This window comes from Halopenitus sp. POP-27 (genome assembly GCF_029889855.1).
GTDB classification, from domain to species: Archaea; Halobacteriota; Halobacteria; order Halobacteriales; family Haloferacaceae; genus Halopenitus; species Halopenitus malekzadehii.
Window position 1 is genome coordinate 1 of sequence record NZ_JARANU010000003.1, and the last position, 23,570, is coordinate 23,570.

At 68.2% G+C, this 23,570-nt stretch carries 26 protein-coding genes and 1 tRNA gene; 8 read left to right on the forward strand and 19 right to left on the reverse strand.

Translation table 11 applies throughout. The annotated features are described in order from the left end of the window. The coding region (locus OQF70_RS02680) for a zinc ribbon domain-containing protein (protein ID WP_280535688.1) at positions 1-277 on the forward strand (277 nt) is incomplete at its 5' end. Positions 278-452: 175 nt separating this feature from the next. Continuing rightward, the gene (folD, locus tag OQF70_RS02685; RefSeq protein WP_280535689.1) at positions 453-1,346 is read left to right on the forward strand and encodes a bifunctional methylenetetrahydrofolate dehydrogenase/methenyltetrahydrofolate cyclohydrolase FolD; all 894 of its coding nucleotides are present in this window, start codon (positions 453-455) and stop codon (positions 1,344-1,346) included. Positions 1,347-1,416: 70 nt separating this feature from the next. Here folD and OQF70_RS02690 read toward each other — a convergent pair whose 3' ends face one another. The 4 genes from OQF70_RS02690 to OQF70_RS02705 form a co-directional block, all read right to left on the reverse strand. Further along, positions 1,417-1,650, reverse strand: a complete 234-nt coding sequence (locus OQF70_RS02690) for a flagella cluster protein (RefSeq protein WP_280535690.1) — start codon at positions 1,648-1,650, stop codon at positions 1,417-1,419. Positions 1,651-1,715: 65 nt separating this feature from the next. Continuing rightward, a complete protein-coding gene (locus OQF70_RS02695; RefSeq protein WP_280535692.1) occupies positions 1,716-2,492 on the reverse strand; it encodes a hypothetical protein in 777 nt (258 codons plus the stop codon). Positions 2,493-2,599: 107 nt separating this feature from the next. After that, positions 2,600-3,403: a succinylglutamate desuccinylase/aspartoacylase family protein gene (locus OQF70_RS02700; RefSeq protein ID WP_280535693.1), complete on the reverse strand. Its 804-nt coding sequence runs from the start codon at positions 3,401-3,403 to the stop codon at positions 2,600-2,602. 70 nt (positions 3,404-3,473) lie between these two features. Further along, positions 3,474-3,965 (reverse strand): DUF309 domain-containing protein, encoded by a 492-nt coding sequence (locus tag OQF70_RS02705; RefSeq protein WP_280535694.1) that lies wholly within the window; start codon positions 3,963-3,965, stop codon positions 3,474-3,476. Positions 3,966-4,081: 116 nt separating this feature from the next. On the opposite strand from OQF70_RS02705, the gene OQF70_RS02710 reads away from it, so the two are divergent. Together OQF70_RS02710 and OQF70_RS02715 are read left to right on the forward strand one after the other, a co-directional pair. Then, a tRNA-Leu gene (locus OQF70_RS02710) sits at positions 4,082-4,165 on the forward strand. Between the two features lie 257 nt (positions 4,166-4,422). Further along, on the forward strand, positions 4,423-5,214 hold the full coding sequence (locus OQF70_RS02715) for an inositol monophosphatase (protein WP_280535695.1): 792 nt from the start codon (positions 4,423-4,425) through the stop codon (positions 5,212-5,214). Positions 5,215-5,256: 42 nt separating this feature from the next. Here OQF70_RS02715 and OQF70_RS02720 read toward each other — a convergent pair whose 3' ends face one another. From OQF70_RS02720 to OQF70_RS02775, 12 genes are all read right to left on the reverse strand, one after another. Then, positions 5,257-6,414, reverse strand: a complete 1,158-nt coding sequence (locus OQF70_RS02720; RefSeq protein WP_280535697.1) for a DUF63 family protein — start codon at positions 6,412-6,414, stop codon at positions 5,257-5,259. Between the two features lie 144 nt (positions 6,415-6,558). After that, a complete protein-coding gene (locus OQF70_RS02725) occupies positions 6,559-7,008 on the reverse strand; it encodes an Lrp/AsnC family transcriptional regulator (protein ID WP_280535698.1) in 450 nt (149 codons plus the stop codon). Positions 7,009-7,068: 60 nt separating this feature from the next. After that, positions 7,069-8,142 carry a methionine synthase gene (locus tag OQF70_RS02730; protein WP_280535699.1) on the reverse strand — a complete coding sequence of 358 codons (1,074 nt, stop codon included), beginning with the start codon at positions 8,140-8,142 and terminating at the stop codon, positions 7,069-7,071. After that, a complete protein-coding gene (locus tag OQF70_RS02735; RefSeq protein ID WP_280535701.1) occupies positions 8,142-9,146 on the reverse strand; it encodes a 5-methyltetrahydropteroyltriglutamate--homocysteine methyltransferase in 1,005 nt (334 codons plus the stop codon). The genes OQF70_RS02730 and OQF70_RS02735 overlap by 1 nt, the downstream gene beginning before the upstream one ends. Before the next feature lie 117 nt (positions 9,147-9,263). Continuing rightward, positions 9,264-9,845 (reverse strand): HemK2/MTQ2 family protein methyltransferase, encoded by a 582-nt coding sequence (locus OQF70_RS02740; protein WP_280535702.1) that lies wholly within the window; start codon positions 9,843-9,845, stop codon positions 9,264-9,266. After that, positions 9,842-11,071 (reverse strand): mechanosensitive ion channel family protein, encoded by a 1,230-nt coding sequence (locus tag OQF70_RS02745; RefSeq protein ID WP_280535703.1) that lies wholly within the window; start codon positions 11,069-11,071, stop codon positions 9,842-9,844. Before OQF70_RS02745 ends, OQF70_RS02740 begins: the two co-directional genes overlap by 4 nt. Positions 11,072-11,258: 187 nt before the next feature. Further along, entirely contained in the window at positions 11,259-12,137 is an 879-nt protein-coding gene (locus OQF70_RS02750; RefSeq protein ID WP_280535704.1) for a 16S ribosomal RNA methyltransferase A, read from the reverse strand. A gap of 62 nt (positions 12,138-12,199) precedes the next feature. Further along, positions 12,200-12,898 carry a DUF655 domain-containing protein gene (locus OQF70_RS02755; protein WP_280535706.1) on the reverse strand — a complete coding sequence of 233 codons (699 nt, stop codon included), beginning with the start codon at positions 12,896-12,898 and terminating at the stop codon, positions 12,200-12,202. Between the two features lie 101 nt (positions 12,899-12,999). Then, a complete protein-coding gene (locus OQF70_RS02760; protein WP_280535707.1) occupies positions 13,000-13,356 on the reverse strand; it encodes an RNA polymerase Rpb4 family protein in 357 nt (118 codons plus the stop codon). Positions 13,357-13,367: 11 nt separating this feature from the next. Next, positions 13,368-13,658, reverse strand: coding sequence for a 50S ribosomal protein L21e (locus OQF70_RS02765; protein ID WP_092817731.1), 291 nt, complete (start codon positions 13,656-13,658; stop codon positions 13,368-13,370). A 111-nt stretch (positions 13,659-13,769) separates the two neighbouring features. Continuing rightward, positions 13,770-14,465, reverse strand: a complete 696-nt coding sequence (locus OQF70_RS02770; protein WP_280535708.1) for a 6-hydroxymethylpterin diphosphokinase MptE-like protein — start codon at positions 14,463-14,465, stop codon at positions 13,770-13,772. 270 nt (positions 14,466-14,735) lie between these two features. Beyond that, on the reverse strand, positions 14,736-15,959 hold the full coding sequence (locus tag OQF70_RS02775; protein ID WP_280535709.1) for a dihydropteroate synthase: 1,224 nt from the start codon (positions 15,957-15,959) through the stop codon (positions 14,736-14,738). A 134-nt stretch (positions 15,960-16,093) separates the two neighbouring features. Here OQF70_RS02775 and OQF70_RS02780 point away from each other — a divergent pair, with 134 nt between their 5' ends. Then, complete coding sequence (locus tag OQF70_RS02780) at positions 16,094-16,723, forward strand: hypothetical protein (RefSeq protein WP_280535710.1); 630 nt, start codon at positions 16,094-16,096, stop codon at positions 16,721-16,723. Next, positions 16,720-17,622 (forward strand): RNA methyltransferase, encoded by a 903-nt coding sequence (locus tag OQF70_RS02785; RefSeq protein WP_280535711.1) that lies wholly within the window; start codon positions 16,720-16,722, stop codon positions 17,620-17,622. Before OQF70_RS02780 ends, OQF70_RS02785 begins: the two co-directional genes overlap by 4 nt. Here the strand turns inward: OQF70_RS02785 and OQF70_RS02790 are convergent. From OQF70_RS02790 to OQF70_RS02800, 3 genes are read right to left on the reverse strand one after another with little or no spacing between them, the layout of a single operon-like run. Next, positions 17,580-18,605, reverse strand: coding sequence for a phosphatase PAP2 family protein (locus OQF70_RS02790; RefSeq protein ID WP_280535712.1), 1,026 nt, complete (start codon positions 18,603-18,605; stop codon positions 17,580-17,582). The genes OQF70_RS02785 and OQF70_RS02790 overlap by 43 nt on opposite strands. Further along, the gene (locus OQF70_RS02795) at positions 18,605-19,876 is read right to left on the reverse strand and encodes a YihY/virulence factor BrkB family protein (protein ID WP_280535713.1); all 1,272 of its coding nucleotides are present in this window, start codon (positions 19,874-19,876) and stop codon (positions 18,605-18,607) included. Before OQF70_RS02795 ends, OQF70_RS02790 begins: the two co-directional genes overlap by 1 nt. A gap of 59 nt (positions 19,877-19,935) precedes the next feature. Then, complete coding sequence (locus OQF70_RS02800) at positions 19,936-21,060, reverse strand: tRNA (guanine(26)-N(2))-dimethyltransferase (protein WP_280535714.1); 1,125 nt, start codon at positions 21,058-21,060, stop codon at positions 19,936-19,938. A gap of 119 nt (positions 21,061-21,179) precedes the next feature. Here OQF70_RS02800 and OQF70_RS02805 point away from each other — a divergent pair, with 119 nt between their 5' ends. Further along, a complete protein-coding gene (locus OQF70_RS02805) occupies positions 21,180-21,527 on the forward strand; it encodes a hypothetical protein (protein WP_280535715.1) in 348 nt (115 codons plus the stop codon). 161 nt (positions 21,528-21,688) lie between these two features. Beyond that, a complete protein-coding gene (locus OQF70_RS02810; protein ID WP_280535889.1) occupies positions 21,689-23,530 on the forward strand; it encodes a cation:proton antiporter in 1,842 nt (613 codons plus the stop codon). Positions 23,531-23,570 lie beyond the last annotated feature (40 nt).

Genomic DNA, 23,570 nt, shown 5'->3' on the forward strand with positions numbered 1-23,570 from the left:
TATCGAAGCCGTACAGGTTGACCCACGAAACACGTCGAAACGTTGCTCGACGTGTGGGTTTACCCACGACGATAACCGTAACGGGGAGTCGTTTGAGTGTCAGCAGTGTGGGTATAAGAACGACGCCGACTACAACGCTTCCAAGAACATCGGTTTGCAGTATCTCCGTCGTCGGCAAAACGCAGGCGATGGAGGCGCACCCGTAGATGTGCGCTTGAATCGCGGGACGTTGAACGTGAGCGGGGAGTACGTACCCCCTGCCTCTACCGAGGCATAGAACGGGAGTCCACGCGAAAGCCTCGGGGCTTGACCCCGAGGCAATTTACGCGTCGGCACGCGTCCCACCGTCGAGGTGACACGTCTCTCGCAGTCGCACGTCCGCCGGCCGTATCGCCGTCGAGGCTACGCGTCGATCCCTGTCCATTTTAACTATGCTCGCCGAGGATCCGCATATGACCGACGTCATCGACGGCGACGCCGTCGCGGCCGACATCCGGACGGAGATCGCCGACTGCGTGGAGACGCTCACGGACGCGGGCGTCGAGCCCGGACTGGCGACCGTCCTGATGAGCGACGATCCCGCGAGCGAAACGTACGTCTCGATGAAACAGCGCGACTGCGAGGAGGTCGGCATCGAGGGCATCCACGTCGAGGTCGATCCCGAGGCACCCGCCGAGGAGCTCTACGCGACGATCGACGAGCTGAACGCGGACGACGCCGTCCACGGGATCCTCGTCCAGCTGCCCGTCCCCGACCACGTCGACGAGCGCGAGGTCCTCCGCCGGATCAGCCCGGCGAAGGACGTCGACGGGTTCCACCCCGAGAACGTCGGCCGGCTCGTCGCCGGCAACGCCCGATTTAAACCGTGTACTCCCCACGGCGTCCTGAAGCTGCTCGAGGCCTACGACGTCGAGACGGAGGGCGCCGATGCCGTGGTCGTCGGCCGGTCCGACATCGTCGGCAAGCCGATGGCCAACCTCCTGATCCAGAAGGCCCCGCAGGGGAATGCCACCGTCACCGTCTGTCACTCCCGGACTGATGACCTGACCTCCCACACTCGGAACGCCGACATCGTGATCGCCGCGGTCGGGATCCCGGAGTTCATCGACGGCTCGATGATTCAGGAGGGCGCCACCGTCATCGACGTCGGCGTCAACCGCGTCGAGGCGGACGACGGCGAGGGAACGACGCTCGTGGGCGACGTCGAGTACGACTCCGCGGCGGACGTCGCCGGCGCGATCACGCCGGTCCCCGGCGGCGTCGGCCCGATGACCCGCGCGATGTTGCTGTACAACACCGTCAAGGCCGCCGGACTGCAGACGGACGTCGACGTCGAGCTACCCTGACTCACGGCTCTCTGACTCACTGCGTCCGTGACCCGATGGCCGATCGACGTCCGATCGGCGTCCGGCCCACTCAGTGTCGGAACACGTAGATCCCGTTCGATCCGTTTCCCAAACAGAACCGTGAGCCGTCGGTTTCCGGGAACGTCGTCGTCGCCCGCTCGGTGAGGAATAGCCGGGTGAACGGCTCGCCGCAGGCCGGACAGGCCACGCCGTCGCGGTTCTCGTAGAGTTCGGTCTCGCCGGCGTTTCGCAGCTGTTTCAGCTGGTGGCGGTGGTCGTGGACGTCGAACTCGAGAGTGGGCATCCTCTCTGGGGTGGTCACCGAGATACCTTAACGGCGCCGGTGGGAACCGGCGTGTCGAAGGCGCCTCACACGACGGGATCCGCGAGCCGACCGCGAGCGCCCTCGAGCGCGTCCGGCTCGCCGGTTCGGAGGTATCGACCGAGGTCGTCGGCTGCCCGAACCAGCGTCTCCGCGGTCTCGGGGTCGACGTCGCCCTGAAGGGACTCGATGCGTTTGCTCCGGTCTCGAAGCGACTCGAGAACGTCGTGTGCCGTCTCGAGGTCGCGATCGGCGTCCTCCTCGCGGCCGTCGTTTCCCCCGTCCGTCCCGTCCGCCGCCAGATCGTCGAGGTAGGTCCGCAGGTCCTCCCGGTAGGCCTCGACGGCCTCGACGGCTGCGAGTCCGCGCGCCGGGTGGAGGTTCGGCGGGACGTCACCGGGTGTTGGTCGGTCGCCCTCGTCCGCGCCGCTCAGCAGACGGAGGAGGTACTCGCGGTCACGGCCGTCCGGATCGGGAAGGCGATCGACCAGGTCGACGGCCTGTAGGAGTTCGTGGGCGAGGAGTACCTCGTCGTCGAGGGCCTGCAGCTCACCACCGTCGATGAACCCACGCTTGCGGACGTACTCGCGGAGGTCGCGCTTGAGGTCGTCGACGCCCTCCGACGGGAGCGCTCCGGTCGCCTCGCCGAATCGGGCGCGGTGGGTCGTCAACTCGAGCGTTGCCGGCGAGTCGGTGTGACGGCGACGCTGGGAGACCCCGACGCTCCGGACGCTCCCGCACTCCGGACACGCGATCTCGCCGGTCTCGTAGTAGGACCACTGCGTCCCGCAGGACACACATTCGCGTTCGCCGCGGACCTTCATCGCTCGGTGGTTGCCGGGCGAGCCCTAAATGGTTGCGCACCCGGCGCTCGGTCCGCTTCCCGCGGACCGGTTCTCACTCGGCGGGCCGGTCCTCGGTGATCCCGCCCTCATCCGAACGTGTCCACGTACTCGGCGGCGTAGCCGAACTCGTGTTCGTAGCCGTACGCCGACAGCAGGACGGGGTAGAAGGACTTCTCCGCGACGATCGACTCGCCGTCGGCGGCCGCGAAGCGTTCGCCTGCCTCGACGCGCTGGAAGTTGTGCGCGAACACCTCGTACTCCTCGGCCGGCGGCTTGGGGATCCGGTCGGCCAATCGGAAGACGTCGACGTCCTTGCGACCGCCGGCGTCGACCACGCTATCGGTTCCGGGTGCGGACAGCGCGCCCGTCGCAGCGAGGAACGCACGGACGAGCCAGTAGGCGTTGTCGGCGGCTTCATCCGAGCCCTGGAGGCCGCATTCGACCTCGATCGTGTGCGGATGTTCGATGAGCCGTCCCTCGGTGAAGGCGTCGGTCTGGACGACGACCTCGACGGGAAGGTGTGGGGCGACGCCGCGGGCGACCTCGTCCATCGTGTTGATCACCGCGAAGGGCTCGGCGTACGACTGCGTCGAGTGGAGCGCGAGGGTCGTACACCCGGTCAGCTCGGAGGTGAGCCGATGGGCGAGCCGCCCCTCGTGGGTCTCGGCGTCGGGGTCGCCCGGAAAGGACCGGTTGAGGTCCGCATCGAGGTAGCGCTCCCCGGCCGCGAGCGCCTCCTCATTGGCGACGATCAGCTTCACCGGCCGTTCGTACTCCTCCTCGTCCGCGAGGAGGCGATCGACCGCGCGGGAGCCACAGGGTTCGTCCCCGTGGATCGCCGCGACAACCGCGATCTCGGGGCGACCGTCTCCGAGTTCGACGACGCGCATACCGGTGCTACCGGCCCGTCGAATAAGTGGGGATCGGTCCGGAGGTCGCTTCGGCTCGGATGCGCGGTCCTTACGGCCCGTTTTCGAGCGTTTCGGCGTATTCGTAGTCCGCCGGATACGCGTCCGGGCACGCGTCGTCGATCGTGATCCGCCAGTCGTCGATCGTCGCCGGATCCTCGATGGCCGCCCGGATCGTGACCCGAACGTCCGCGACGTCGACGCCGTAGAAGTCCTCGGGGACGCCGTGGAGGTACTCGAGCGCGGTCTCAAAGAGCGACCGCATTCCGCGGTCGCTGTCGAAGTCGACGCGTTTGTACGCGCCCGCCGCGACCTGGACCATCCCGTGGAGGTACGCCGACTCGGTCGTCCCGGCGCCGTAGTTGTACCACTCGTCCTCGAAGCAGTCGTGGGACTCGTGGTAGGCGCCCGCGTTGAACAGCCGCACCCCGTGTTCGGTCGCCCGCCGGAGCGTCGCGTGTTCCCAGACGCGGTCCCCGTATCGCCACCCGGTCGGGTTGCCAAGCGGCGGGGCGACGCCCGGGTCCCGGGTGTGCTCGTCCATACCGGAACGGTGGCAGTCGATCGGCGTAAACGCTGCGGGAGGCGGGTGGCGTGAACGGCCAAACCGATCGAAACCGGAGGCTTAAACCCCTACGAGGGCGTCAGACCGAGTTGCGTGCGAGGGTAGCCAAGCCGGGAAACGGCGGCGGACTCAAGATCCGCTCCTGTAGAGGTCCGTGGGTTCAAATCCCTCCCCTCGCATCGCCGGGGTCACACCCCGTGATGCGGAAGACCGCTCTTGGAGCGCTCTTCCCTCGCAAAACTTCATCACCACAGACTCCCGTGAGCCGCCGGCTTCGATCGGGAGCGGGACACACCACCGTTTCGTGTGAAGACGTCCCCGTGACGCCCGTTCGAGCCCGTTGACGGCGGTCACGATCGACCATCACTCACGGGGAACGCGTCCCGCCCGTGGGGCCGATCGATGCGTTAACGGGCGCGCCAGGTCGAGTCCGGGTATGACCGACACCGTCGATCGAGTCACGGTCGCCGAGCGCGCGGCTCGGGCCGGGGCCCGCGTCGCCCACGAGCACTTCCGGACCGGGATCGCCGTCGAGACGAAGGGCGGAACGGCCGACGTCGTCACCGAGGCCGACCGCGCCGCCCAGCGCGAGGTCATCGACGTCGTCCGCGAGACGTTCCCGGAGGACGCGATCGTCGGCGAGGAGGAGGACGAGCTGAAAACGGTCCCCGACGCCGGCGCCGTCTGGATCGTCGACCCGATCGACGGGACGACCAACTACGTCCGCAACGATCCCGTCTGGGGAACCGCCGTCGCGGCGGTCGTGGACGGTGAGCCCGTCGCCGCCGCCGTCGCGATGCCGGCGCTCGAGGACGTCTACGTCGCCGGCGACGCGGGCGCCGTCCGAAACGACGAGCCGATCGTGGTCAGCGACGTGACCGATCCCGAGGCCGCCCTCGCCGCGCCGGCGATGTGGTGGCCGATGGACCGCCGTGAGGAGTACGGCAACGCGTGTGCGGCGCTGCTCGAGCGCTTCTGGGACGTCCGCCGGATCGGCTCCGCCCAGGCGATGCTTGCGGGGATCGCCCACGGCAGCATCGACGGCGCGATCACGAACGTCGTCTCTCACCCTTGGGACTCGGTCGCGGGCGTCCACCTGATCCGACGGGCGGGCGGCACCGTCACCGACCTCGAGGGCGACCGCTGGCGACACGACTCGACCGGACTGGTCGCCTCCAACGGCGACCTTCACGACGAACTGCTCGATGCGGCCGCCGAGATCGCCTGAGTCGGTCGACCGTGGCGATCGCCGCGATCCCGGACGATCGTCTCAGATCCCGAACGTGGCGCGCAGCATATCCCGGGTCCCCGGCCCGAGGCCGACGGCGAGGACGGTGATCAACAGCAGGACCGTGTACCGCGGCGACTCCGTGAACATCTCGTCGTTGAACACCCAGACGACGAACGTCGCGGCCGCGAGTTTCACGATCAGAAACGGCCAGGCGTCGCCGGTCACCGAGAGGACGGACGGGGGCAACAGCCGTGCCGTCCAGTCGACGATCGCCGCGTTGACCACGTGTTTCGGCACGAGGTTCGCGCTGTCGGCGAGAACGGGCATCCAGTCGAGCCCGATCACGTTCGCCACGCCGTCGATCGCGTGGCCCCAGATGACGACGAGTCCGATGTACCCCGTTCCCGCGTTGACCGACGGCTCGTACCGCTCGATCAGCCACCAGGTCACGCCCGCCGACGCCGTGGCGATCGCGAGGATGGCGACGATCACCGCCGCGTTGAACCCGACGAACGTGGTCGTTGCGGCGAGGGACCCGAGGTAGCCGACCGACCCGACCACCGCCACGCTTCCCATCGCGAACAGGGGTCGTGCGTAGTCATCGGTCACCCCGCGGTCCGCGAGGGCGTACGCGAGGACCACGCAGCCGAGCGTGATCGCGAACACGGTCACGTAGATGAACGGGCTGATGAACAGCGCGGTCCAGGGGGCAGGGATCAGGTGCTGGCCGCCCGCGTCGAGTGCGGCCACGCCCGCGTCCTCGATCGTTCGCAGCGCGCCCCCGAGGAGCACGAACGGGAACAGCGCGAAGAAGAACCGCCGCTCCTCGCCGATCCCGAGCCGGCGAAGGAGGAAGAGGACGCCGATCAGCGCGACCAGCAGGATGACGATGTACGAGACCGTCGAGACGGTCGTGTATCCGGGCGAGGCGACCACCGCGTCGGCGGCCGCGGTGGCCTCCGCACACGCGTCCGTGGAGTAGAGATACTCCGTCCCGCCGCCGCGGCGCACCGCACAGGCGGCGCCCTCGCCGTCGGCGACCACCGGCCCCCAGAAGTACCGCCAGAGGAACCCGTCGTAGACGATCCGTGGGAACAGTACCGCGCCGGTGCCGATCCCGACCACGATCGAGACGACGGCCGTGAGCCACGCCGCCTCCGGCGAGACGTCGAGGCGCTCGTCGATCCGGTCACTCATTGGTACAACTGCGAACGACCGACGGGTTGAGCGTTCCGGTCACGACCGGAGTAGTTCGTCCACGACCGGAGTAGTTCGTCCACGACCGGAGTAGTTCGCCACGACCGCGGACGGCTCAGTCACGGACGACCGCGGACGGACCGGTCACAGCTGCGGATCGCCCACGTCCGTCTCTCCGTCCAGGACGAGCAGCGTTCGTGACCGATCCACGTCCTCGATCCCGGCGATCCGGTCGTAGACGAGATCACGAAGCGCCGCGGCGTCCTCGACGACGACCCGAAGCAGGAGGTCCCACTCGCCGGCCGTGAGGTGACGATCCCGGACCGCCTCGATCGGGTCGAGCGCGGCGATGACGTCGTCGACGTTGCGCTGGGTCACCTCGAGGCCGACGAACGCCTCGAGATCGTATCCCAACGCGGGGGCGTTCACGGCGGCGTGATACCCCTCGATCACGCCCGCGTCCTCCATCCGATTCACCCGATCCCGGACGGTGTCGGTGGTCTCGTTCACACGATGTGCGATCTCCGAGAAGGGCGTTCGGGCGTTCTCTCCGAGGACGCGGAGGATCGCCCGATCCGTCCCATCGAGGTCCATACCGTTCCGATGGCGGGAGCGGCCTTTGGCGTTGCGACCGCCTGTATCCGGACCGCCAGCCTACTCGTCCGCGAGCGGGTTTTCGAGGTCGATCTCGCCGGCGTCGAGCTCGGCCTCGACCTCGCGGACGGCCGTCACCATGTTCTCAGTCTTTCCGTAGGCGATCTCCCGGGGCAGAAGCTTGAGCCCGCAGTCGGGCGAGATCGTGAGCTTCTCCGGGGGCACGATCCGCAGGCCCTGTTTGATGTTCCGTTTGATCTCGGCGACCGACTCCACCTCGGCGGTGTGGGCGTCGACGACGCCGAGCGCCAGGTCCGGCTCGAAGTCGGGGTCGGTGAACACCTCGACCTGCTCGTAGTCGCCGTTGCATAGCTCGACGTCGAACTCGTCGATCGGGAACTCGTTGAGCTCGGGGTAGATCCGCGAGTAGTCGCCGTAACAGACGTGCAGGCCGATCCGGACGTCGTCGTCGATCCCGGCCGTGATCCGGTCGAGCGCCTCGTGGACGATGGCGTGGTCCTCGGGAGTCGTCGCCAGCGCCGGCTCGTCGATCTGAATGTACTTCGCGCCGGCCTCGACCAGCGCCTCGACCTCCTCGTTGACGAGGTCCGCCAGGTCGTACACGAGTTCCTCGGTCGTCTCGTAGGCCTCGTTGAACGCCCAGAAGCCGAGCGTGTAGGGGCCGGTGATCGGAACCTTGACCGGCCGTTCGGCGACGTCGCTCGTGAACTCGAACTCGTCGACGAGCCACGGTTCGTCGTACTCGACCGGCTCGACGACGGAGGGCTTGTCGAAGTAGTTGTGTCCCCACACCTTCACCGGGCCGTTGAACTCGTAGCCCGGGATGCGGTGGGCGAAGAACTCAACCATCTCGTTGCGGCGCATCTCGCCGTCGACGACGGTGTCCAGTCCGGCCCGTTCGTGTTCGTGTGTGATGAGCCGACAGGCGTCGTCGTGGGCCTCCGCGAGGTCGTCCGCGTCGAACTTCGAGTCGGGGTCATCGACGAGGTCGTCGGCGCGGTTGAGCCACTTCGGCTTCGGGTAGGAGCCGACGACCGTGGTCAACAGAAAGTGGTCGTTCGGGTGCGATTCCGGGCGGAACTGGTCGCGGTTGGCGTCGGGAACTCGAACCATCAGGACAACACCTCCACGCCCGCGGCGAGGGCGTTCAGCTTGGCTTGATACTTGTTCTCCGGCAGGTAGAACAGCTCGGTGTTCGAGGTGACGTAGGTCGTCTCGAAGCCGCCGACCGGCAGCTGCTCCTCGAACCACTCGACGCGCTCGGCGATCGTTTCGGGCTCCTCGACGAGCGTGTTCTGTCCGTCGACGACGCCGAGCGCCACCGAGTCGGGAGCACCGTACTCCTGGACGTTGTACACCGAATCGTCCCGGTCGCCGGTGACGAGATCGAGCCCGACCGCGTCGATGTCGGCATCGAGCAGGTGGGCGTAGGGTTTCTCCGGGATCGCCCCCCAGTAGGTGTGCACGACGACGTCGGCGTCGGTCGCCGACGCGACGCGATCGATCGCGTCGCTTGCCTGCGCGTCCACGCCGTCCTCGGGGGGTTGCTCCACGAGCGACGGCTCGAGCAGGAACAGCGTCTCGTGGTCCCCGAGCGCCTCGACCTCAGCCGCCAGGAAGGCGGCGATCGACTCGCGGAACGCCTCCGCGTCCGCCCCCGTCTCGTTCGTGGCCAGCTCGGACAGCGAGTACGGACCCGGCAGCACCGCCTGGAGGGCGACGTCATCGTCGGCCGGTAGCTGATCGCGTGCGGCCGCAAGCTCCTCGGCGACGTCGCCGCTTGCGGTCGGCTCCGAGACGACCCGCGGATCGCGGTAGAAGTTGTTGTTGTCGTAGTAGCGGACGATCCCGCCGGTCTCGACGCCGTCGGCGACCGTCAGCGGATGGGCGATCATGTCGTCCCATCGCGCTTGGCCCTCCACGATGCGGTCCAATCCGGCATCGAGTTGGTCATCGATCAGTTCGGATCGGACGTCGGCGTACGTCGAGACGATCTCCGGCCCCTCGTCGCCGCTCAACAGGTCCCCCTTCTGGTGACCCTTCAGATCGGAGAGGGTCTCCTTCGCCCAGTCCGGGAGCGGAAACAGTCCCGGCGTCGTCGCGACTCGTTCAGTCATCAGCGAAGCTAGGATATGCCGTAGTTTAATATTTTCTAATGGAACTTATTCCCAATGGTAATCTCCCCCGGCCCCTGTGCTGCATCCGTCGGCCTTCCACCGCTGCGTCCAGCGGTCTCACTGCCGCGTCAGCCGGAGTATCGAGAGCGTCTCGAAGGGGTACGACTCCTCCCGGACGACCTCGTGGGAAAAGCCGGCCGCCTCGACGCGATCGATGACGGCCTCGTAGCCCGTCAGCGAACTCACGAGCAGCAGGACGCAGCCCCCCGGTGTGAGCACCCGGCCGACGTCGTCGAGGAACGGCTCGATCAGCTCACGGCCGGTTCGCCCGCCCGACAGTGCCGTCTCCATCCAGTCGTCCCACTCGTTGTCGGGGTCGGTCGGCAGGTACGGGGGATTGAACGCGACGGTGTCGAAGACGCCGTCCCGAAAGGGGTCGAGCAGACTCGCCCGGACGACATCGAGTCCGCGTTCACGCGCCTGTCTGCAGGCGTGTGGGTTGACGTCGCTGGCGACCACCTCGACGTCGGCGCCGTCGTCGGCCGTCGCGATCCGCTCTGCGACCCAGCCCGACCCGGTGCCGACCTCCAGTACGCGCCCGGTGGCCTCGGCGATCGCCGCCTCGGCCAGCAGGCCGGAGTCCTCGGCGGGTTGGTACACGGTCGTTTCGGCGCCGCGCCGCTCGGCGAGGTCGGTCACTCGCTGCCTCCCGTTCCCGCGTCGGAACCCGATGCAGCGTTGCCACCCGGTGCTGCCTCACCACTCGATCCGGCGTCGCCACCCGACCCGACCGTCACCGACAGCCCCTCCGACCGCGCGCCGTGGGTCCGCTGCGGGAACGGGATCGTGATCCCCTCCTTGCGGAAGGCGTCGTGGAGCGCCGAGATGACCGCCGTTTGTGTGCGCCACCGCTTGCGCGCGCTGGGCTGGTCGATCCAGAACCGGGCCCCGAGGACGACAGAGGAGTCGCCGAACCGTTTGGCGACCACCTTCGGTCGCGGCGCCGTTCGAACGTCGTCGAGGTCGGCCATCGCCTCCTGTGCCACGTCCGCCGCGTGGTCCGGGTCGTCGTCGTAGTCGATGCCGACCTCGACCTCGATCCGGAGCCGTCCCTTTCGCGATCGATCGATGATCGGGTTGTTCGCGATACGGTCGTTCGGGATCGTGACGTACTCGCCGTCGAACGTCTGGATCCGGGTGTGAAAGACGGTGATCTCGGTGACCGTCCCCTCGTTCTCCTCGAACTCGATCCAGTCGCCGATCTCGAAGGGACGTGAGAACATCAACACGATCCCGGCCAGGACGGATCCGAGCGTCTGACGCGCCGCCATGCCGACGACGATGCCGAGGAAGCCGGCACCGACGAGGAGGTTCCCGAGATTATCGGTGAACAGGCCGATGACGATCAGCCCCGCCAGCGAGTAGACCGCGAGCTGGGTCAGCCGGTAGATGATCTGCTTTTGGTGGGTCGAGACCGTCTTTCCGGTCGAGACGACCTCGCGGATGATCTGTCCGAAGAAGTCGGTCAGCGCGTACGCGCCGCCGAGCACGATGACCGCAAGCACGATGTTCGGAACCTGCTCGGCGAGCTCGAGGCTGCCGTAGGCGGCCACGAGCTGGTCGCCCAGTCCCCAGAGCCCGACGACCGTGAGGACGCCCGCGGCCGTCGACGCGGCGATCACGCTCGAGAGGGTGAGCCGTTTCGTCGTCCCGAGGTCGCCATCCTGTCTGCTTCGATAGCGTCGCACGAGGAACCGAACGACGACCACGACCGCGACGACGCCGGCGCTCGCGACCGCGCGCTCGAGCGGTCCGAGCGCGACCTGCCCGTTCCCGGGCCAGACGGTGTCGCTTGCGAGGATCACCCCATCGCTCGCCGGAAGCGTTCCCGAAAGGACCCCGACGATCGCCTCGAACCCGGTCATCGGACGTGCTCCAGTCGCGACGACGTCGAAAGCCGTGCCCGTTCCGACGGTCGTACCCGTTCCCGCAGTCGTGCCCGCCTCGGGGAACGCGGGTGTCCCGTCGATGCGTCGATCTCTCCCACAGTCACTGTCGGACGTGTTGCGCGCACTGACTCAAGAAGCTTCACACTCGGATCGTCCCGTCCCGTCACTCCCCCGTCGGCTCTCCGTGCTCGAGAGCCACCGCCGCGATCTCGGCGAACGTCGACGGCGCGAGATCGCCGGGACGCTTCCGGAGCAGGTCCTCGTCGACGACGTCGACGACGGCCTCCGGCTCCTCGAGCCCGGAGATGTGGCCCGTGTTCCGGATCGCGTTCCGCACCGTCTTCCGCCGCTGGGTGAACAGCGCCTTGACGAACCGGAGAAAGAACGCTTCGTTCGCGACCTCGTACTCGGGGTCCCGCGGGGTGCACCGGACCACCGCGCTCTCGACGGCCGGCTTCGGCTCGAAAGCCTCCCGCGGGATCCGTTCGACGATCTCGACGTCGGCGTAGTGTTGGGCCGACACCGACAGCCGCCCGTACGCGCTGGTTCCCGGCTCGGCGACCATCCGGTCGGCGAACTCCGCCTGGAACGTGGCAACGAGCGGTCGCTTTTCGGGCAGCAGCCGGAAGGCGATCTCCGAGGACACTCCGTACGGGAGATTCGAGACGGATGCGGTGAACGGCGGCAACTCGACGTCGAGGGCGTCCCCCGTCACCACCGTGAGCCGGCCGGCGTCGACCGCGTCCGCGAACTCCGTCTCCAGAAACGACGCGTACCCCTCGTGGCGCTCGATCACGGTCAGCTGCCCGTCCACGGGCAGCGATCCGAGGAGGCGGTCGGTGAGCGCACCAGCACCACCACCGATCTCGAGCAGGTGGCTTCGGTCGGCGGCTGCCGGCAGGTACGTCGGGATCCGGTCGAGAACGCGGTCGTCGACGAGGAAGTGTTGGTCCTGATCGGGGTCGACCCGAAGGCCGGCCCGTCGGATCAGGCCGTCCGGATCGCGGTCGCCCGGTTCGGGGGCGGTCGGCGAATCGGTCATACCTCCGCTACACGGACCGCCCCGGTAAACGTCCCGTTTCGGTCGGTCCCCCCGCTCGTCGATCACTCCTCGCGGCGATCGACGAACACGCGGTACTTGAGGTCGTCCTCCTTGATCTCCTCGATGATCCGTTCGATCAGGACCTCCTTGGGCCGGTGAAGCCCGGAGATCCGATCGGCGATGTCCGCGAAGCTCTCGAAGGGACCGCGTTTCCGCTCGTCGAGGACGTTGTTGCGCAGCTTCTTGCCGATGCCGGGAAGCAGGTTGAGCCGGTGGAGCCGAAGCGTGATCGGCTCGGCGTCGTTGTAGAAGTCGACGAACCGGCGCTCGTTCGTCTCGACGATCTGTTCGACCGCGTACTCGATCTCGGCAGCCGCGTTGTGGGTCAGGTCGTCGTGCTCGACCTCCCGGTACCGCGAGACGTCCTCCGGCCGCGGATCGAGGGCGATCCGATCGCCCACGGAGCGGTCGGCGTCGTCGGTCAGCGTGAGCTCGAACAGCCGGAAGTCCGCCTCTCCCAGCGCGTACGCGATCGGCGACTTCTGGTACTGGGGGCGGTCGTCGCCCGGGCGCCCCTGTGGCAACACGTCGAGTGCGACCGCGAACTGGCGGTCCTCGTCGGCCGCCGTCGATGCCTCCGCGGTCGAGTCGGCCTCGGATGCGTCGGCGGCATCGGGTGCGTCCGAGCGGTCGGCGGCGTCGCCGGACTCGGTCTCGGTCCCGCCGTCCGGGAGCACGCGCGAACGCTGGGGTTCGTTCATACGCCTCTCTATGGGGAGGTGATACTTAAAAATCGCCCGCCACCACGTGGATCCGAATCCGCCGATCCGGGCCGCAGGGCCGTAGTCCGCTCGCGTCGCCCTCAGGCGTACTTCGCGACGACGTTCAGGATCTCGTCGAGCTGCTCGCCGTCGAGCGAGTACCGTTCGTGAGCGAACACCGAGCGGAGCTCGGTCCGGTCGCCGGGCAACAGGTCGGCGATCTTGATCGCGGCCTGCTCGTCGACGTACTCGAGGGCGGCCAGTTCCTCGACGAGTTCCCGTGATTCCTCGGCCTCGAGGACCGCGAACCGGTTGACGTGTTCGATCGCTCGCGCCAGCTCGTAGCGGAGTTCCCGCTCCTCGTCGTCGGCCCGCTCGGCCTCGATGTCCACCAGGATGTCCTTGGCCTCGGCCGTCGTGATGGTCTCCTCCTCGAGCTTCTCTTTGAAGATGCTCATCTCCGTCCCCTCTAGTTCTGTGCGCGCATATGGGCGGCGGAGACGATGAGCGTCTTCTCCTTGCCGCCGTCGGTGATCTCGACGGTGAACGCCGAGCCCTGCTTGCCCGTGACGGTCCCGGTCTGGCCGTCGAATCGGGGGTGGAACCGGCCATCGCGAACGCTCGGGTCGATCTTGAGGTGGACTTTCTGGCCCTCCTCGTACTCCTGGATCGCCCGCTGCGGCGGGGACGTCCCGCGCTCGCGCGGTTTGTTCGAGAGCTTGTTGCGCGTCGCTTTGTTGGGCCCGTTGGAACTCGGCATAGTCGTGAGCCCGTCTACCGTCGGCGCGGTTATAAATGGTGCGTTACGAGACGCGCTCGTGATCGGCTCACAGCCGCGGTCGCTCCCGTGGATGGATGGTCGATCGCCCGCTCACGCCGACAGCCACGGCAGGGAGAGCTCCGCCCGGTGGTCATCGAGGACGTCGAACCGGGCGTCGCGCCGCAGTTCGAGCCAGTGTAACAGTCGGGCGGCCCACGCGAGCTTGTGCGCCTTCATCGGGCTCACGCTCGGGTCCGCGAAGTCCCAGCCGACGAAGACCAGCTCCGCGGCGCCGGCGTGGTCCGCGAGGAACGCCGCCCGATCGCCGTCGGTGAATCCACCGTGGTTGACGACCGGTCCGCGCGGCGCGGCCTGTGTGGTTACCAGGACGTGCTCGGCCGTGAACCGGGGGAGCCACGTCCGGACGGCCGGCACGTTGTCCCCGTGTGCGTGTGCCGCAACCGGCGTCCCGGACGCCGTAAGCCGGCGTGCAGTCTCGGGATTCTTGTCGAGATCGGTGACCATCACGTCGACCGTGATCCCCGCGTCGGCGAGGACGTCGACCGCCGTGGACGCCGCGACGACGGCGTCGGCGGTGGCCGCCCGCTCCAGATCGGCATCGTCGGTCAGCGACGGTCCCGCCCCGGCGATCGCCACGGTGGCGTCGGCCAGCACGTCGAGCTGGTCGGGCGGAAACGGGGGTGCGAGTTCCGCAGCCACGTCACGCGCTCGCTCGTCGGCCGCGCGGTCGAACCCGAAATCCGACAGGATCGCCTCGTAGGCCGGTTCCCACGTCTCGAAGTTCATCCGGCCCTCCCGTCGCGTCGCCGAGCGTGGTTCTGTCGCCGAGCGTGGTTCTGTCGCCGATCTCGGTCGGCCATCCTCCAGGAGCCGGTCGACCGATCGGTACCGGTCGACCGATCGGTGCCGGCCGATCGACGATCCGGGTCCGCGATCGGCGGCGTCGCCGCTCGGCGTCGGTGAAGGTGTGGGCCGAAGTGGCACGAACTGCCCCTACCCGCGTGCCCCTTCGGCGTCCGGTCGACCCGTTTTCCATCCGATGGCATACACTTTCTCTTACTTCGACCGTTCGGTCGCTCCGTCCTCTACGACTTCATCGAACGCCGCTTCAAGGGCGGCGTCGGCGCCCCTGACGCGCTCGTGCACCCGGGCGATCGCGGCCGGCGTTCCGACCAGGAGTCCGCGCGTCGGTTCCCGTCCGGATCCGTCGGTGGCCGTCGCCTTCGTCTCCGCCTCCGTTTCGGCGTTCGCGGAGCCGGCCGGAGCGAACGCCGCGGTCGTTCCCTCGGTCGCCGCCCGGAGCGTCCGGATCCGGTCGCCGTCGAGCCCGGACAGCTCGAGGGCTCGAACGACGCTTTCGTCGGCGATCGCCGCGGCCGCCTCCAGCCGATCGAGGTGCCGTGTCGCCTCACCAGGCGTGGTCACGTCGAGCTCCTCGACTCCGATTCCCTCGGCCGTACGACTGTACCGATCTCGGGCGAACTCGGCGCCGATGAGCGCGGCGTCGCGGGTTTCGGCCACGTCGTGGGTCCGGATCACGTGGGCGCCCCGCTCGACCGCCATCGATGTCGCCGCAAGCGACACCGGCAGCGCCGCCTCGGTGTCGCGCCCGGCGACCTCCCGGAGGAAGTTCTTCCGGTTGATCGAGACGAGCATCGGCCGCCCGTAGCCCCGGAACTCCCGGAGCCGCCGGAACGTCTCACGGTCATCGGCGAGTGTCTTTTCCTCGGTCCAGCCGCCGAAAGCGGGATCGATGATCGTCTTCTCGGTGAACCCGTTCCGCGACAGCGCCTCGTAGATCCCGTCGACGTCCGGGATCGCGCCAGGACGCTCGAGGTCCGGCGGCGAGGCCATCTTCACGACGGCGGCGTCGTGGGACGCACAGACAGCCGGCATCTCGGGATCGGCGAACCCACAGATGTCGTTGACCATGTCGAATCCGCCGCGGAGCGCCGCGTCGGCGACCTCGTGGTACCGCGTCTCGATCGACCAGACCGCGTCGCCGGTGGTCGACGCCATCGCGTCAAGCGCCGTGTCGAGACGGTCGAGCTCCTCGTCGGCGGTGAGGACGTCGAACCGCTTGTTCGCCGATTCGAGCCCGACGTCGACGATGTCCGCTCCCTCGTCGATCAGCTCCGAGTCGACGTAGTCGGCCGCGTCACCCGGGTCGTCGAACACGCTCGGGTCGTAGGGCGACTCCGCCGAGACGTTGAGCACGCCCATGATCCGCGGCGGCCGCCCGTCGCCGATCTCGAGTCCTGCCGCGTCCACAGTTCGCATATCGATCGACACGGTCGCGATCACCATAGGCGGTCCGGAACCGGTCCAGGTGACGACTCGGATCGTGTGGCAGCGGGTCCACGGCCCACCCTGGGAAGAACGCGCTTATACTCCCGCGCCGCCGACGAATGGATATGGGCAAGGTGAGCGTCGGGCTCCGCGGATGGCGCTTCGAGGAGTCCGAGATCTTCGACGACGACGGCGAGTTCAGGCCCCTCGACGAGATCCCCGAGGAGTCGAGTGAACGACTGGTCCGCCTGATGAAACTCGTCGAGGAGCCGTGTGACGCCTGCTACCTCGAGTACGGCGAGGAGGAGCTGTACCGCGCCAATCAGGCGACGATCGTCTACGGCGAACCGATGGGGGAGCTCCTGCTGTGTGACGACCACGAAGCGGACTTTCTCTACTGGTTCCGTGAGGACGGCGGCAGCGAACACAAAGGCGAGGAGACGTTCGCCGACCGATTCCACGAGTGGTACGCGGCCGACAACCGCGCACCGGAGGGATACGGCGGGCTCGAACACGTCGATTCCGATCCGGAGGCGCTTCCCGATCCCCCGGGCCAACAGGAGGTCCAAGAGCGGGTCGAGGCCGGCTTCGAGGGCCGCCGGATCGACATCCGGTCGTACGCGCCGGACGACTCCGACGCGCCGGACGACTCCGACGGGACGGACGACGACACCGCAGAGGACCGTCTCTCGCCGGATGATCTCGACGACGCCGCCGTCGACCTCTCGACCGAGTATCCGAGTGGGGATCGATGACCGACGACGATCCCACTGTCGATCCCGCTTCCGGCTCTGACCACGGCTCCGATCCAGATGTCGACTCCGACACGGACCCCGACACCGACCTCGAACCGGACACCCGGTCGGGTCCCCGATCGACAAAGCCCGTCGTGGTCGTCGTCGAGCCGGAGACGCCGGGAAACATCGGGACGATCGCTCGGGCGATGAAGAACTTCGGACTCACGGATCTCAAGCTCGTCGACCCGCCCGAGCTCGAGCCCGACGGCGAGGCCTACGGCTTCGCCGGGCACGCCCGGGAGGACGTCCTCCCGAATGCCGAGACGGTCACCTTCGAGGAGGTCGTCGAGACCTACCACACCGTCGGCTGCACGGCGATCACCGGCGAGGACGCTCGCCGCCACGTCCGGTTCCCCTACTCGACGCCAGTCGAACTGCGGGAGTCGTTGCGCACCGTCGAGACGCGGACCGCGCTCGTGTTCGGTCGCGAGGGAACCGGGCTCGACAACGACGAGCTCCGGCGGCTCGACGAGGTGTGTTCGATCCCGGCCGACGGGGACTACCCGGTCCTCAACCTCGGCCAGGCCGCGACCGTTCTGCTGTACGAGCTCCGTGAGCTGACCGTCGACGAGTACCAACTCCCCGACGTCGAACTCGAGCGCGCCACGGAAGCCGACGTCGAGCGGCTGCACGACTACTTCGAGCGATTCCTCGAGCACGCTGACCACCGCGAGTACCGTCGCGACAGGTGCGAGACGCTGTTTCGTCGTCTCCTCGGTCGCGCCCATCCGACCGACCGGGAGGTTCACACGCTGCTCGGCGTCTTCCGGAAGGCGACCGACAAGCTGGAGTTCGCCGACGACCTCGCCGAGACCTACGGCGAATCGCTGTACGACGAGGACGCCCCGCGTCGGTGATCCACGCGGGCTGAGAGTCGCGGCGCCGAGAGGATGATCGCCGCCGCCACGAACGCGAGGCAGGCGCCCACGATCGGCGGGACGGCGCCCGCCAGCGAGAGGATCCACAGCGGCCCGGCGACCGCGGCCGCGGCCAGCCCGACCGGCGCCCACACCGGGGGCTCCGACCCGTCACAGAGACGCCACCCAGCCGCGCCGCCGAGCGCGGTCCCGACGGCCGCGCTCGCGTCGACGACGCTTCCGGGGTCGCCGGCCCGGATCGCGACCGCGACCCCGAGGAGGGCGGCGACGGCTGCGGCGATGAACGGTCGCGTCGGGTCGAGCGTCCGTCGGCCGCTCGCCGATCCATAAAGGACCGCCGTGAGCCAACCGGCAACTGCAGCGCTCCGATTCGCTCCGTCGTTCCGCCCGCGCGCGAGCACGACTCCCCCGACGAGGAGTCCCGTTCCGAGGGCCGCGCCGGCGACGATGTCGACCACGTAGTGTACCTCGATCACGACGCGTGAGATCGCCACCGCCGCCGCCACGATCGCTCCCGCCGCGATCCGGCGACGGGCGGTCCCGAGCCGGTCCAGCGCGACGGCGAGCCCGAGATACGTCGCCGCGCCGCCGGTCGCGTGGCCGCTCGGGAACCCGAACCCATCGTCGGCGGTCGTCTCCGCGAACCACGGTTCGAAAAGCGTCGGCAGCCAGTCGGGCGCGACGGCCGGGGTCGCGGCGGCCGGCGGTCGCGGGAGCCCGAAGCCGACCTTCAACAGCGTGAGCACGGCGAGCGTGCCGGTGACGATCGCGATCACCGTCGCGGCCGTCCGCCGTGGTTCGGTCGCGACTCGTTCGGGGAGGACCCAGTAGGCGGCAAGCAGGAGGACGAAGACGAATGCGGTGTCGCCGAGCGTGGTCACGGCGGCGCCAGCCACGACCACGGCGTCGGGCAGCGCCTCGACGATCGTGGACTCGCCGATCCCGCGACCCATCGCGGTCATCAGTCGTCGCCGCGGTTCCGGACGTACTCGACCGCCTTCCCCGGTGCCTCGAGCGCGTTGAGCCCGACCCCGACGAGGACGAACAGGGTGTACAGCCCGAGCGTCGAGAGGCCGAGGATCAGCATCGCGGCGATCGCGTAGCCGCCATCGAGGTATCGGAAGGCACCCAGCGTCAGGACGGTGCCGTACAGCAACACGAGGTACGGTCCCCACCCTCGTGCGTGTCCGCGACGCATCCGCTTGCGAACGTACGTCTTCAGTTCGGTTTCGAGCCGGGGCCTGTCAACGGTGCGTCGTTCGACGTCGTCCTCGAACTCGTCGAGGTCGGCTCGAAGCCGACGAACCTCGGCCTCGAGTTCGGCGACGTCGGGTGCCCCCCGGGGGGTCTCGTCGTCGCTCGTGGCGCGCGCCTCGGTGTCCTCGCGGTCGCCCATATCGGTCGGTCGACCGGGGTCCCCTTGGAGTTGCCGGTCCTCGATCACCGTCACGTCCGCGATCACCGCGTTCACCACCGCGCCGGTGATAACCACGATCGCGGCGAGATAGAGCCACGTCACGAGCAGGAGGATGCCACCGAGAACGCCGTACACCTGGTACTGACCGGCGTTCGCGGCATACACCTGAAACCCCGCCTGCAGGACCGTCCAGCCCACCGCGGCGAGGGCGGTTCCGGGGATCGCCTCCCGGACCGAAACCGGGCGGTTCGGGAGCACGTAGTACATCGGGAAGAAGACCACCACGAGCACCAGGGGCAACACGAGCAAGCCGGCAATCCCGATCCCGGGAACGTCCGCGATCGCGGGGAGGAGTTCGCTGCCCGCGATCAGCGTTCCGAGGACGACCATCGACACGATCCCCGTTCCGATCCCGACGGCGACGACCGCGGCGTCCGAGATCTCGCCGACCAACGTCGAGGGCTCCGACACACCGTAGGCGGTCTGAAACGCGGTGTCGAGCCCACGGAACACCTTCAGCGTCGACCATCCCAACACGACCGCGCCGAGGAAGGTCGCTCCCGTTCGCCCCTCCGCGGACGCGATCGCACTCGCGACGGCCTCCTGGCCGGCCGGCGTGAGAAACGACCGGCTTTCGGTCACGACGATCGACGCGACCGCGTCCCCGAGGACTGCGCTCGCGACCGCGATCAACAAGAGCAGGGCGGGAACGAGCGAGATGAACGCGTAGTACGCGACGCTGGCCGCCAGAAACGTGACGTCGCGGTCACGAACGGCGGCGACGATCCGCCGTGCGGTCTCGATATGTGGTGACACCGTGGCGTACACGCAGACGGATTCGGCGGTGGCTTACAAAAACCAGTGGGTCCGAACGCTCACTCCTCGAGAACCGCCGCACGGATCTCCGGGATCGTCGCCGGCGTCTTGAACGCCGTGCCGTGGTAGTGGGCCCGTGTCGCCTCGTGGCCGGCCGTCCGAAGGTGGTCGATGAACTCGTCCATCCCGATCGCGGGCTCGCCCCACTGCTTGTAGAGCCGGTGTTGGTCGTAGTGGGTCGGCGTGTCGAGTTCCGTCGCGACGCGGTCGAGGAGCCGCCGTGCCCGCGCTGCTTCGCCCATCCCGTCGTCGATCGCCTCCCTGACCGATCGGACGAAGTCGGGTTCGGCGACTGCCCCGAGCCAGATCGGCCCGGCGACGAGCAGCCGGTTCGAGTCACACCGTGGACATCGATCCGGGCGATCGGCCGACGGGATCAGCCCGTATTCGTGATCCCTGAAGAGACAGTCCTCGCAGTGATGGACGAACCCGAGCTCATCGATCAGCTCGTCGGCCGCCTGCGCGCCGCCGTCGAGTTCGAGATAGGTCCGCACGTAGTGCCGGGAGACGTGCGAGCAGATCGGGGTCGCCGCGACGTCGTACCGCGCCGCCGTCCGGACGAGCGCGGACAGCAGCGTCCGGAGCCCCATCTCCGGATGGTACTCGGTGTTCTGCGGGACCGCCCCGTACTTGCGGATCCCCGACCGCTGGTGGGCGCCACACAGCGGCGCCGTATCGGTCGCGGTGACGCACACCAGGTTGCGGGCGTTGGCGAACGCGGCGTCCGCGAAGGGGATCGGCGTCCCGTACGGGTCCAGGTCGACCACGTCGAAGAGCCCCTCGTGCATCGCGGCGTTACACCCCTGCTGGTGAACCACCCCGTCGAGGTCGTTGCGCTCGAGGTTCTCCCGGGCCAGCGCGACGGCGTCGGCGTCGGTATCGGTGCAAGTGACGTCGTATCCCTCAGCGGCGGCACGGACGCCGCGGATCCCCGAGGCCGCCATCGCGTCCAGGTACGACGCCGCCCGGGGCTCCCGGTCGCGATAGGCGCGCAGGACTGCGACGGTCACGTCCCGGTTCAGCTCCTGGGTCGGGTTGAAGAAGACGTCGTCGCCGGTGCCCTCGCTCGCGCCGTCGCGTGACTCCGGGACCTCGATCACGATCCCGCCCTCCTCGCGTTCCATACCGCCCGTTCGGCGACGGCCGGTAAAAACCGGGCGTTCCGGGCGTGATCGCTTCGTCGCCGCCGCGAGTTCCCCCGGACACCGACGCCGTTTTGCCGGTGCCTCCTGAACGCGGGGGTATGGACTCGGCCGACGATTGGCACGCGGCGCTCGCGGCGGCCGGCGAGCTCACCGGTCCCGTGACCGCCGCGATCGTCGACGCCCACGGCGATCGCGGTACGCGTGCGATCGAGGCCGTCGCCGAGGGACGAGTCAAACGCTACCGGGATTTCACCGTCGTCGTCGGCCACGAGGACGAGTACGTGATCGAGGACGGCGGCTGCACCTGTGCGGACGCGACGTACAACCTCGACGAGGACGACCCCGCCCAGCGCTGTTGGCACGCCCTCGCCGTCGAGATCGCCGACCGGATCGACGCGGTCGAGCACCACGATATGTGGTACTCGGAGGTTCGGGAGTTCCTGTAGGCGCCATCGATGGATGCCCCCATCGTTCCGGTCTCGGTCGTCAGGCACCGCGGGTGACTGACCACCGACCGGTCAGAGATCCACTCCGCCCGTAGTGACGACGTGGAAGAGTACTACTAAGAAGGGTGACGGACGTACAACTCGTAGACGTGTCCAGTCTGTTGCCAGTCATCGCGGTGATTCTCGTGTCGGGGCTCGTCGTTCAGCTGGTCGCTCATCACCTGCAGGTGCCGAGCGTCATCTTCTACCTGCTCATCGGCGTCGTGCTTGGACCCGAGGTGTTGGGACTCGTGACTCTCGAGACGTTCGGGGACGGGCTCGAGATCATCGTGGGACTCAGCGTTGCGATCATCGTCTTCGAGGGCGCGTTCGCCCTGCAGATCGAGCGGATCCGGGGCGCATCCACGGTGTCGCTCCGGCTGGTGACGGTCAGCGCCCTCGTTATGTTCCTCGGGACGGCGGCCGCGGTCCGGTTCCTCGAGGGGACAAACTGGGAGATCGCACTGCTCATCGGGGCACTGCTCGTGGCGACGGGGCCGACCGTGATCACGCCGATCCTCAACGTCGTCCGCGTCAGGGACCACGTGGCGACCGCACTGGAGACCGAGGGGATCGTGAACGACGTGACGGCCGCGATCGTCGCCGTGGTGGTCTTCGAAACGCTGCTGCTCGACGACCTCGGCGTTCCGGCGACCGTCGTCTCGTTCGTCGAGCGACTCGGCGTCGGCGTGCTCGCGGGGATGCTCGCGGCGATGGTGATATACTTCCTGCTGAACAGCGATCTGGTCCCCAAACGTGACGTGCAGGCGTCGCAGTTCCTCGTGTTGGCGGCGGCAGTTGGTGCGTTCGCGGCCGCCGAGGCCGTCGCCGCCGAAGCGGGCATCGCGGCGGCCGCAACGAGCGGGATCCTGCTTGGAAACCTCGACATCAACAACAGGGCGGAGATCGAGCGGTTCACGGAGAACACGACGCTCGTCGTTCTCTCGTTCGTGTTCATCTCGCTGGCCGCGCTGATCGACGTCGAGGCGATACTGCAGCTCGGCCTCGGTGCGGTCGGACTCGTCCTCGTGATCATGCTCGTGCTCCGACCGCTCGGGGCGCTGATCGCCACGGTCGGCGTCGAGCGGTTCACGTGGCCCGAGCGGCTGTTCATCGCCGGCGTGGGACCGCGCGGGATCATCCCGGCGAGCGTGGCCACGCTGTTCGCGATCGAACTGGAGCTCGCGGGAAACGTGGCGGCGGGCGATCTCCTGGTCGGGACGGTGTTCGCCGTCATCTTTACCACGGTCGCGATCGAGGCCGGGCTGGCGCGACAGATCGGCGACGTCCTCGGAGTGTCACCAATGCGCACGATAATCATCGGCGGCGGTCGGGTCGGCCGGGCGCTTGCCACACGACTGGAGCAGCGGGGCGAGTACGTCATCATCATCGAGACCGACGATGACGAGATCGAGCAGGCCCGATCGGAGGGGTTCACCGTCTACGAGGGCGACGGCAGCGACACGGAGACGCTGCGGGGCGCGGGAATCGAGGGCGCCAAGCGCGTGATCACGGTGACTCGCGACGACGACGTCAACCTGCTCGCGTGCCAGCTCGCGATCACGAAGTTCGGCGTGGAATCGGTGTACTCGCAAGTGAATGAGCCGGACAACGTCGACGCCTTCGAGAGCATCGGTGTGACGGGGATCGACTCGCCGACGGCGACGGCGGTGGCCATCGACGACGAGATCGAACGGCCGGCGATCACCCACTGGATGAACGAGCTGGGCGATAGCCACGACGTCCAGGAGGTGGAGGTGACCGCGGAAAACCTCGCCGGAAAGACGATCCGCGACCTCAACGCGCAGATCCCCGACGGCACCTTCGTCGCGGTCGTCAGCCGTGACGGCGAGAATCACGTCCCGTCGGCGGACACCGTTCTGGAGTACGGTGACCACGTCACCTTCATCGGCGACACCGACGCGGTCAGACGCGCGATGGAGCGGTTCCACCCGCACGATTGATGGTTCGATCGCTGACGACCGATTCCAGCAGTCGCCACCG

Bases quoted from the DNA above. Each gene is read 5' to 3' on its own strand.
- OQF70_RS02745 (WP_280535703.1), bottom strand. From the start codon at position 11,071: ATGACCGGGTTCGAGGCGATCGTCGGGGTCCTTTCGGGAACGCTTCCG.
- OQF70_RS02755 (WP_280535706.1), bottom strand. From the start codon at position 12,898: ATGAACGAACCCCAGCGTTCGCGCGTGCTCCCGGACGGCGGGACCGAG.
- OQF70_RS02780 (WP_280535710.1), top strand. From the start codon at position 16,094: ATGGGCAAGGTGAGCGTCGGGCTCCGCGGATGGCGCTTCGAGGAGTCC.
- OQF70_RS02760 (WP_280535707.1), bottom strand. From the start codon at position 13,356: ATGAGCATCTTCAAAGAGAAGCTCGAGGAGGAGACCATCACGACGGCC.
- OQF70_RS02765 (WP_092817731.1), bottom strand. From the start codon at position 13,658: ATGCCGAGTTCCAACGGGCCCAACAAAGCGACGCGCAACAAGCTCTCG.
- OQF70_RS02730 (WP_280535699.1), bottom strand. From the start codon at position 8,142: ATGGTTCGAGTTCCCGACGCCAACCGCGACCAGTTCCGCCCGGAATCG.
- OQF70_RS02785 (WP_280535711.1), top strand. From the start codon at position 16,720: ATGACCGACGACGATCCCACTGTCGATCCCGCTTCCGGCTCTGACCAC.
- OQF70_RS02705 (WP_280535694.1), bottom strand. From the start codon at position 3,965: ATGGACGAGCACACCCGGGACCCGGGCGTCGCCCCGCCGCTTGGCAAC.
- OQF70_RS02715 (WP_280535695.1), top strand. From the start codon at position 4,423: ATGACCGACACCGTCGATCGAGTCACGGTCGCCGAGCGCGCGGCTCGG.
- OQF70_RS02695 (WP_280535692.1), bottom strand. From the start codon at position 2,492: ATGAAGGTCCGCGGCGAACGCGAATGTGTGTCCTGCGGGACGCAGTGG.
- OQF70_RS02790 (WP_280535712.1), bottom strand. From the start codon at position 18,605: ATGACCGCGATGGGTCGCGGGATCGGCGAGTCCACGATCGTCGAGGCG.
- OQF70_RS02700 (WP_280535693.1), bottom strand. From the start codon at position 3,403: ATGCGCGTCGTCGAACTCGGAGACGGTCGCCCCGAGATCGCGGTTGTC.
- OQF70_RS02775 (WP_280535709.1), bottom strand. From the start codon at position 15,959: ATGCGAACTGTGGACGCGGCAGGACTCGAGATCGGCGACGGGCGGCCG.
- OQF70_RS02725 (WP_280535698.1), bottom strand. From the start codon at position 7,008: ATGGACCTCGATGGGACGGATCGGGCGATCCTCCGCGTCCTCGGAGAG.
- folD (WP_280535689.1), top strand. From the start codon at position 453: ATGACCGACGTCATCGACGGCGACGCCGTCGCGGCCGACATCCGGACG.
- OQF70_RS02805 (WP_280535715.1), top strand. From the start codon at position 21,180: ATGGACTCGGCCGACGATTGGCACGCGGCGCTCGCGGCGGCCGGCGAG.
- OQF70_RS02690 (WP_280535690.1), bottom strand. From the start codon at position 1,650: ATGCCCACTCTCGAGTTCGACGTCCACGACCACCGCCACCAGCTGAAA.
- OQF70_RS02800 (WP_280535714.1), bottom strand. From the start codon at position 21,060: ATGGAACGCGAGGAGGGCGGGATCGTGATCGAGGTCCCGGAGTCACGC.
- OQF70_RS02770 (WP_280535708.1), bottom strand. From the start codon at position 14,465: ATGAACTTCGAGACGTGGGAACCGGCCTACGAGGCGATCCTGTCGGAT.
- OQF70_RS02735 (WP_280535701.1), bottom strand. From the start codon at position 9,146: ATGACTGAACGAGTCGCGACGACGCCGGGACTGTTTCCGCTCCCGGAC.
- OQF70_RS02720 (WP_280535697.1), bottom strand. From the start codon at position 6,414: ATGAGTGACCGGATCGACGAGCGCCTCGACGTCTCGCCGGAGGCGGCG.
- OQF70_RS02750 (WP_280535704.1), bottom strand. From the start codon at position 12,137: ATGACCGATTCGCCGACCGCCCCCGAACCGGGCGACCGCGATCCGGAC.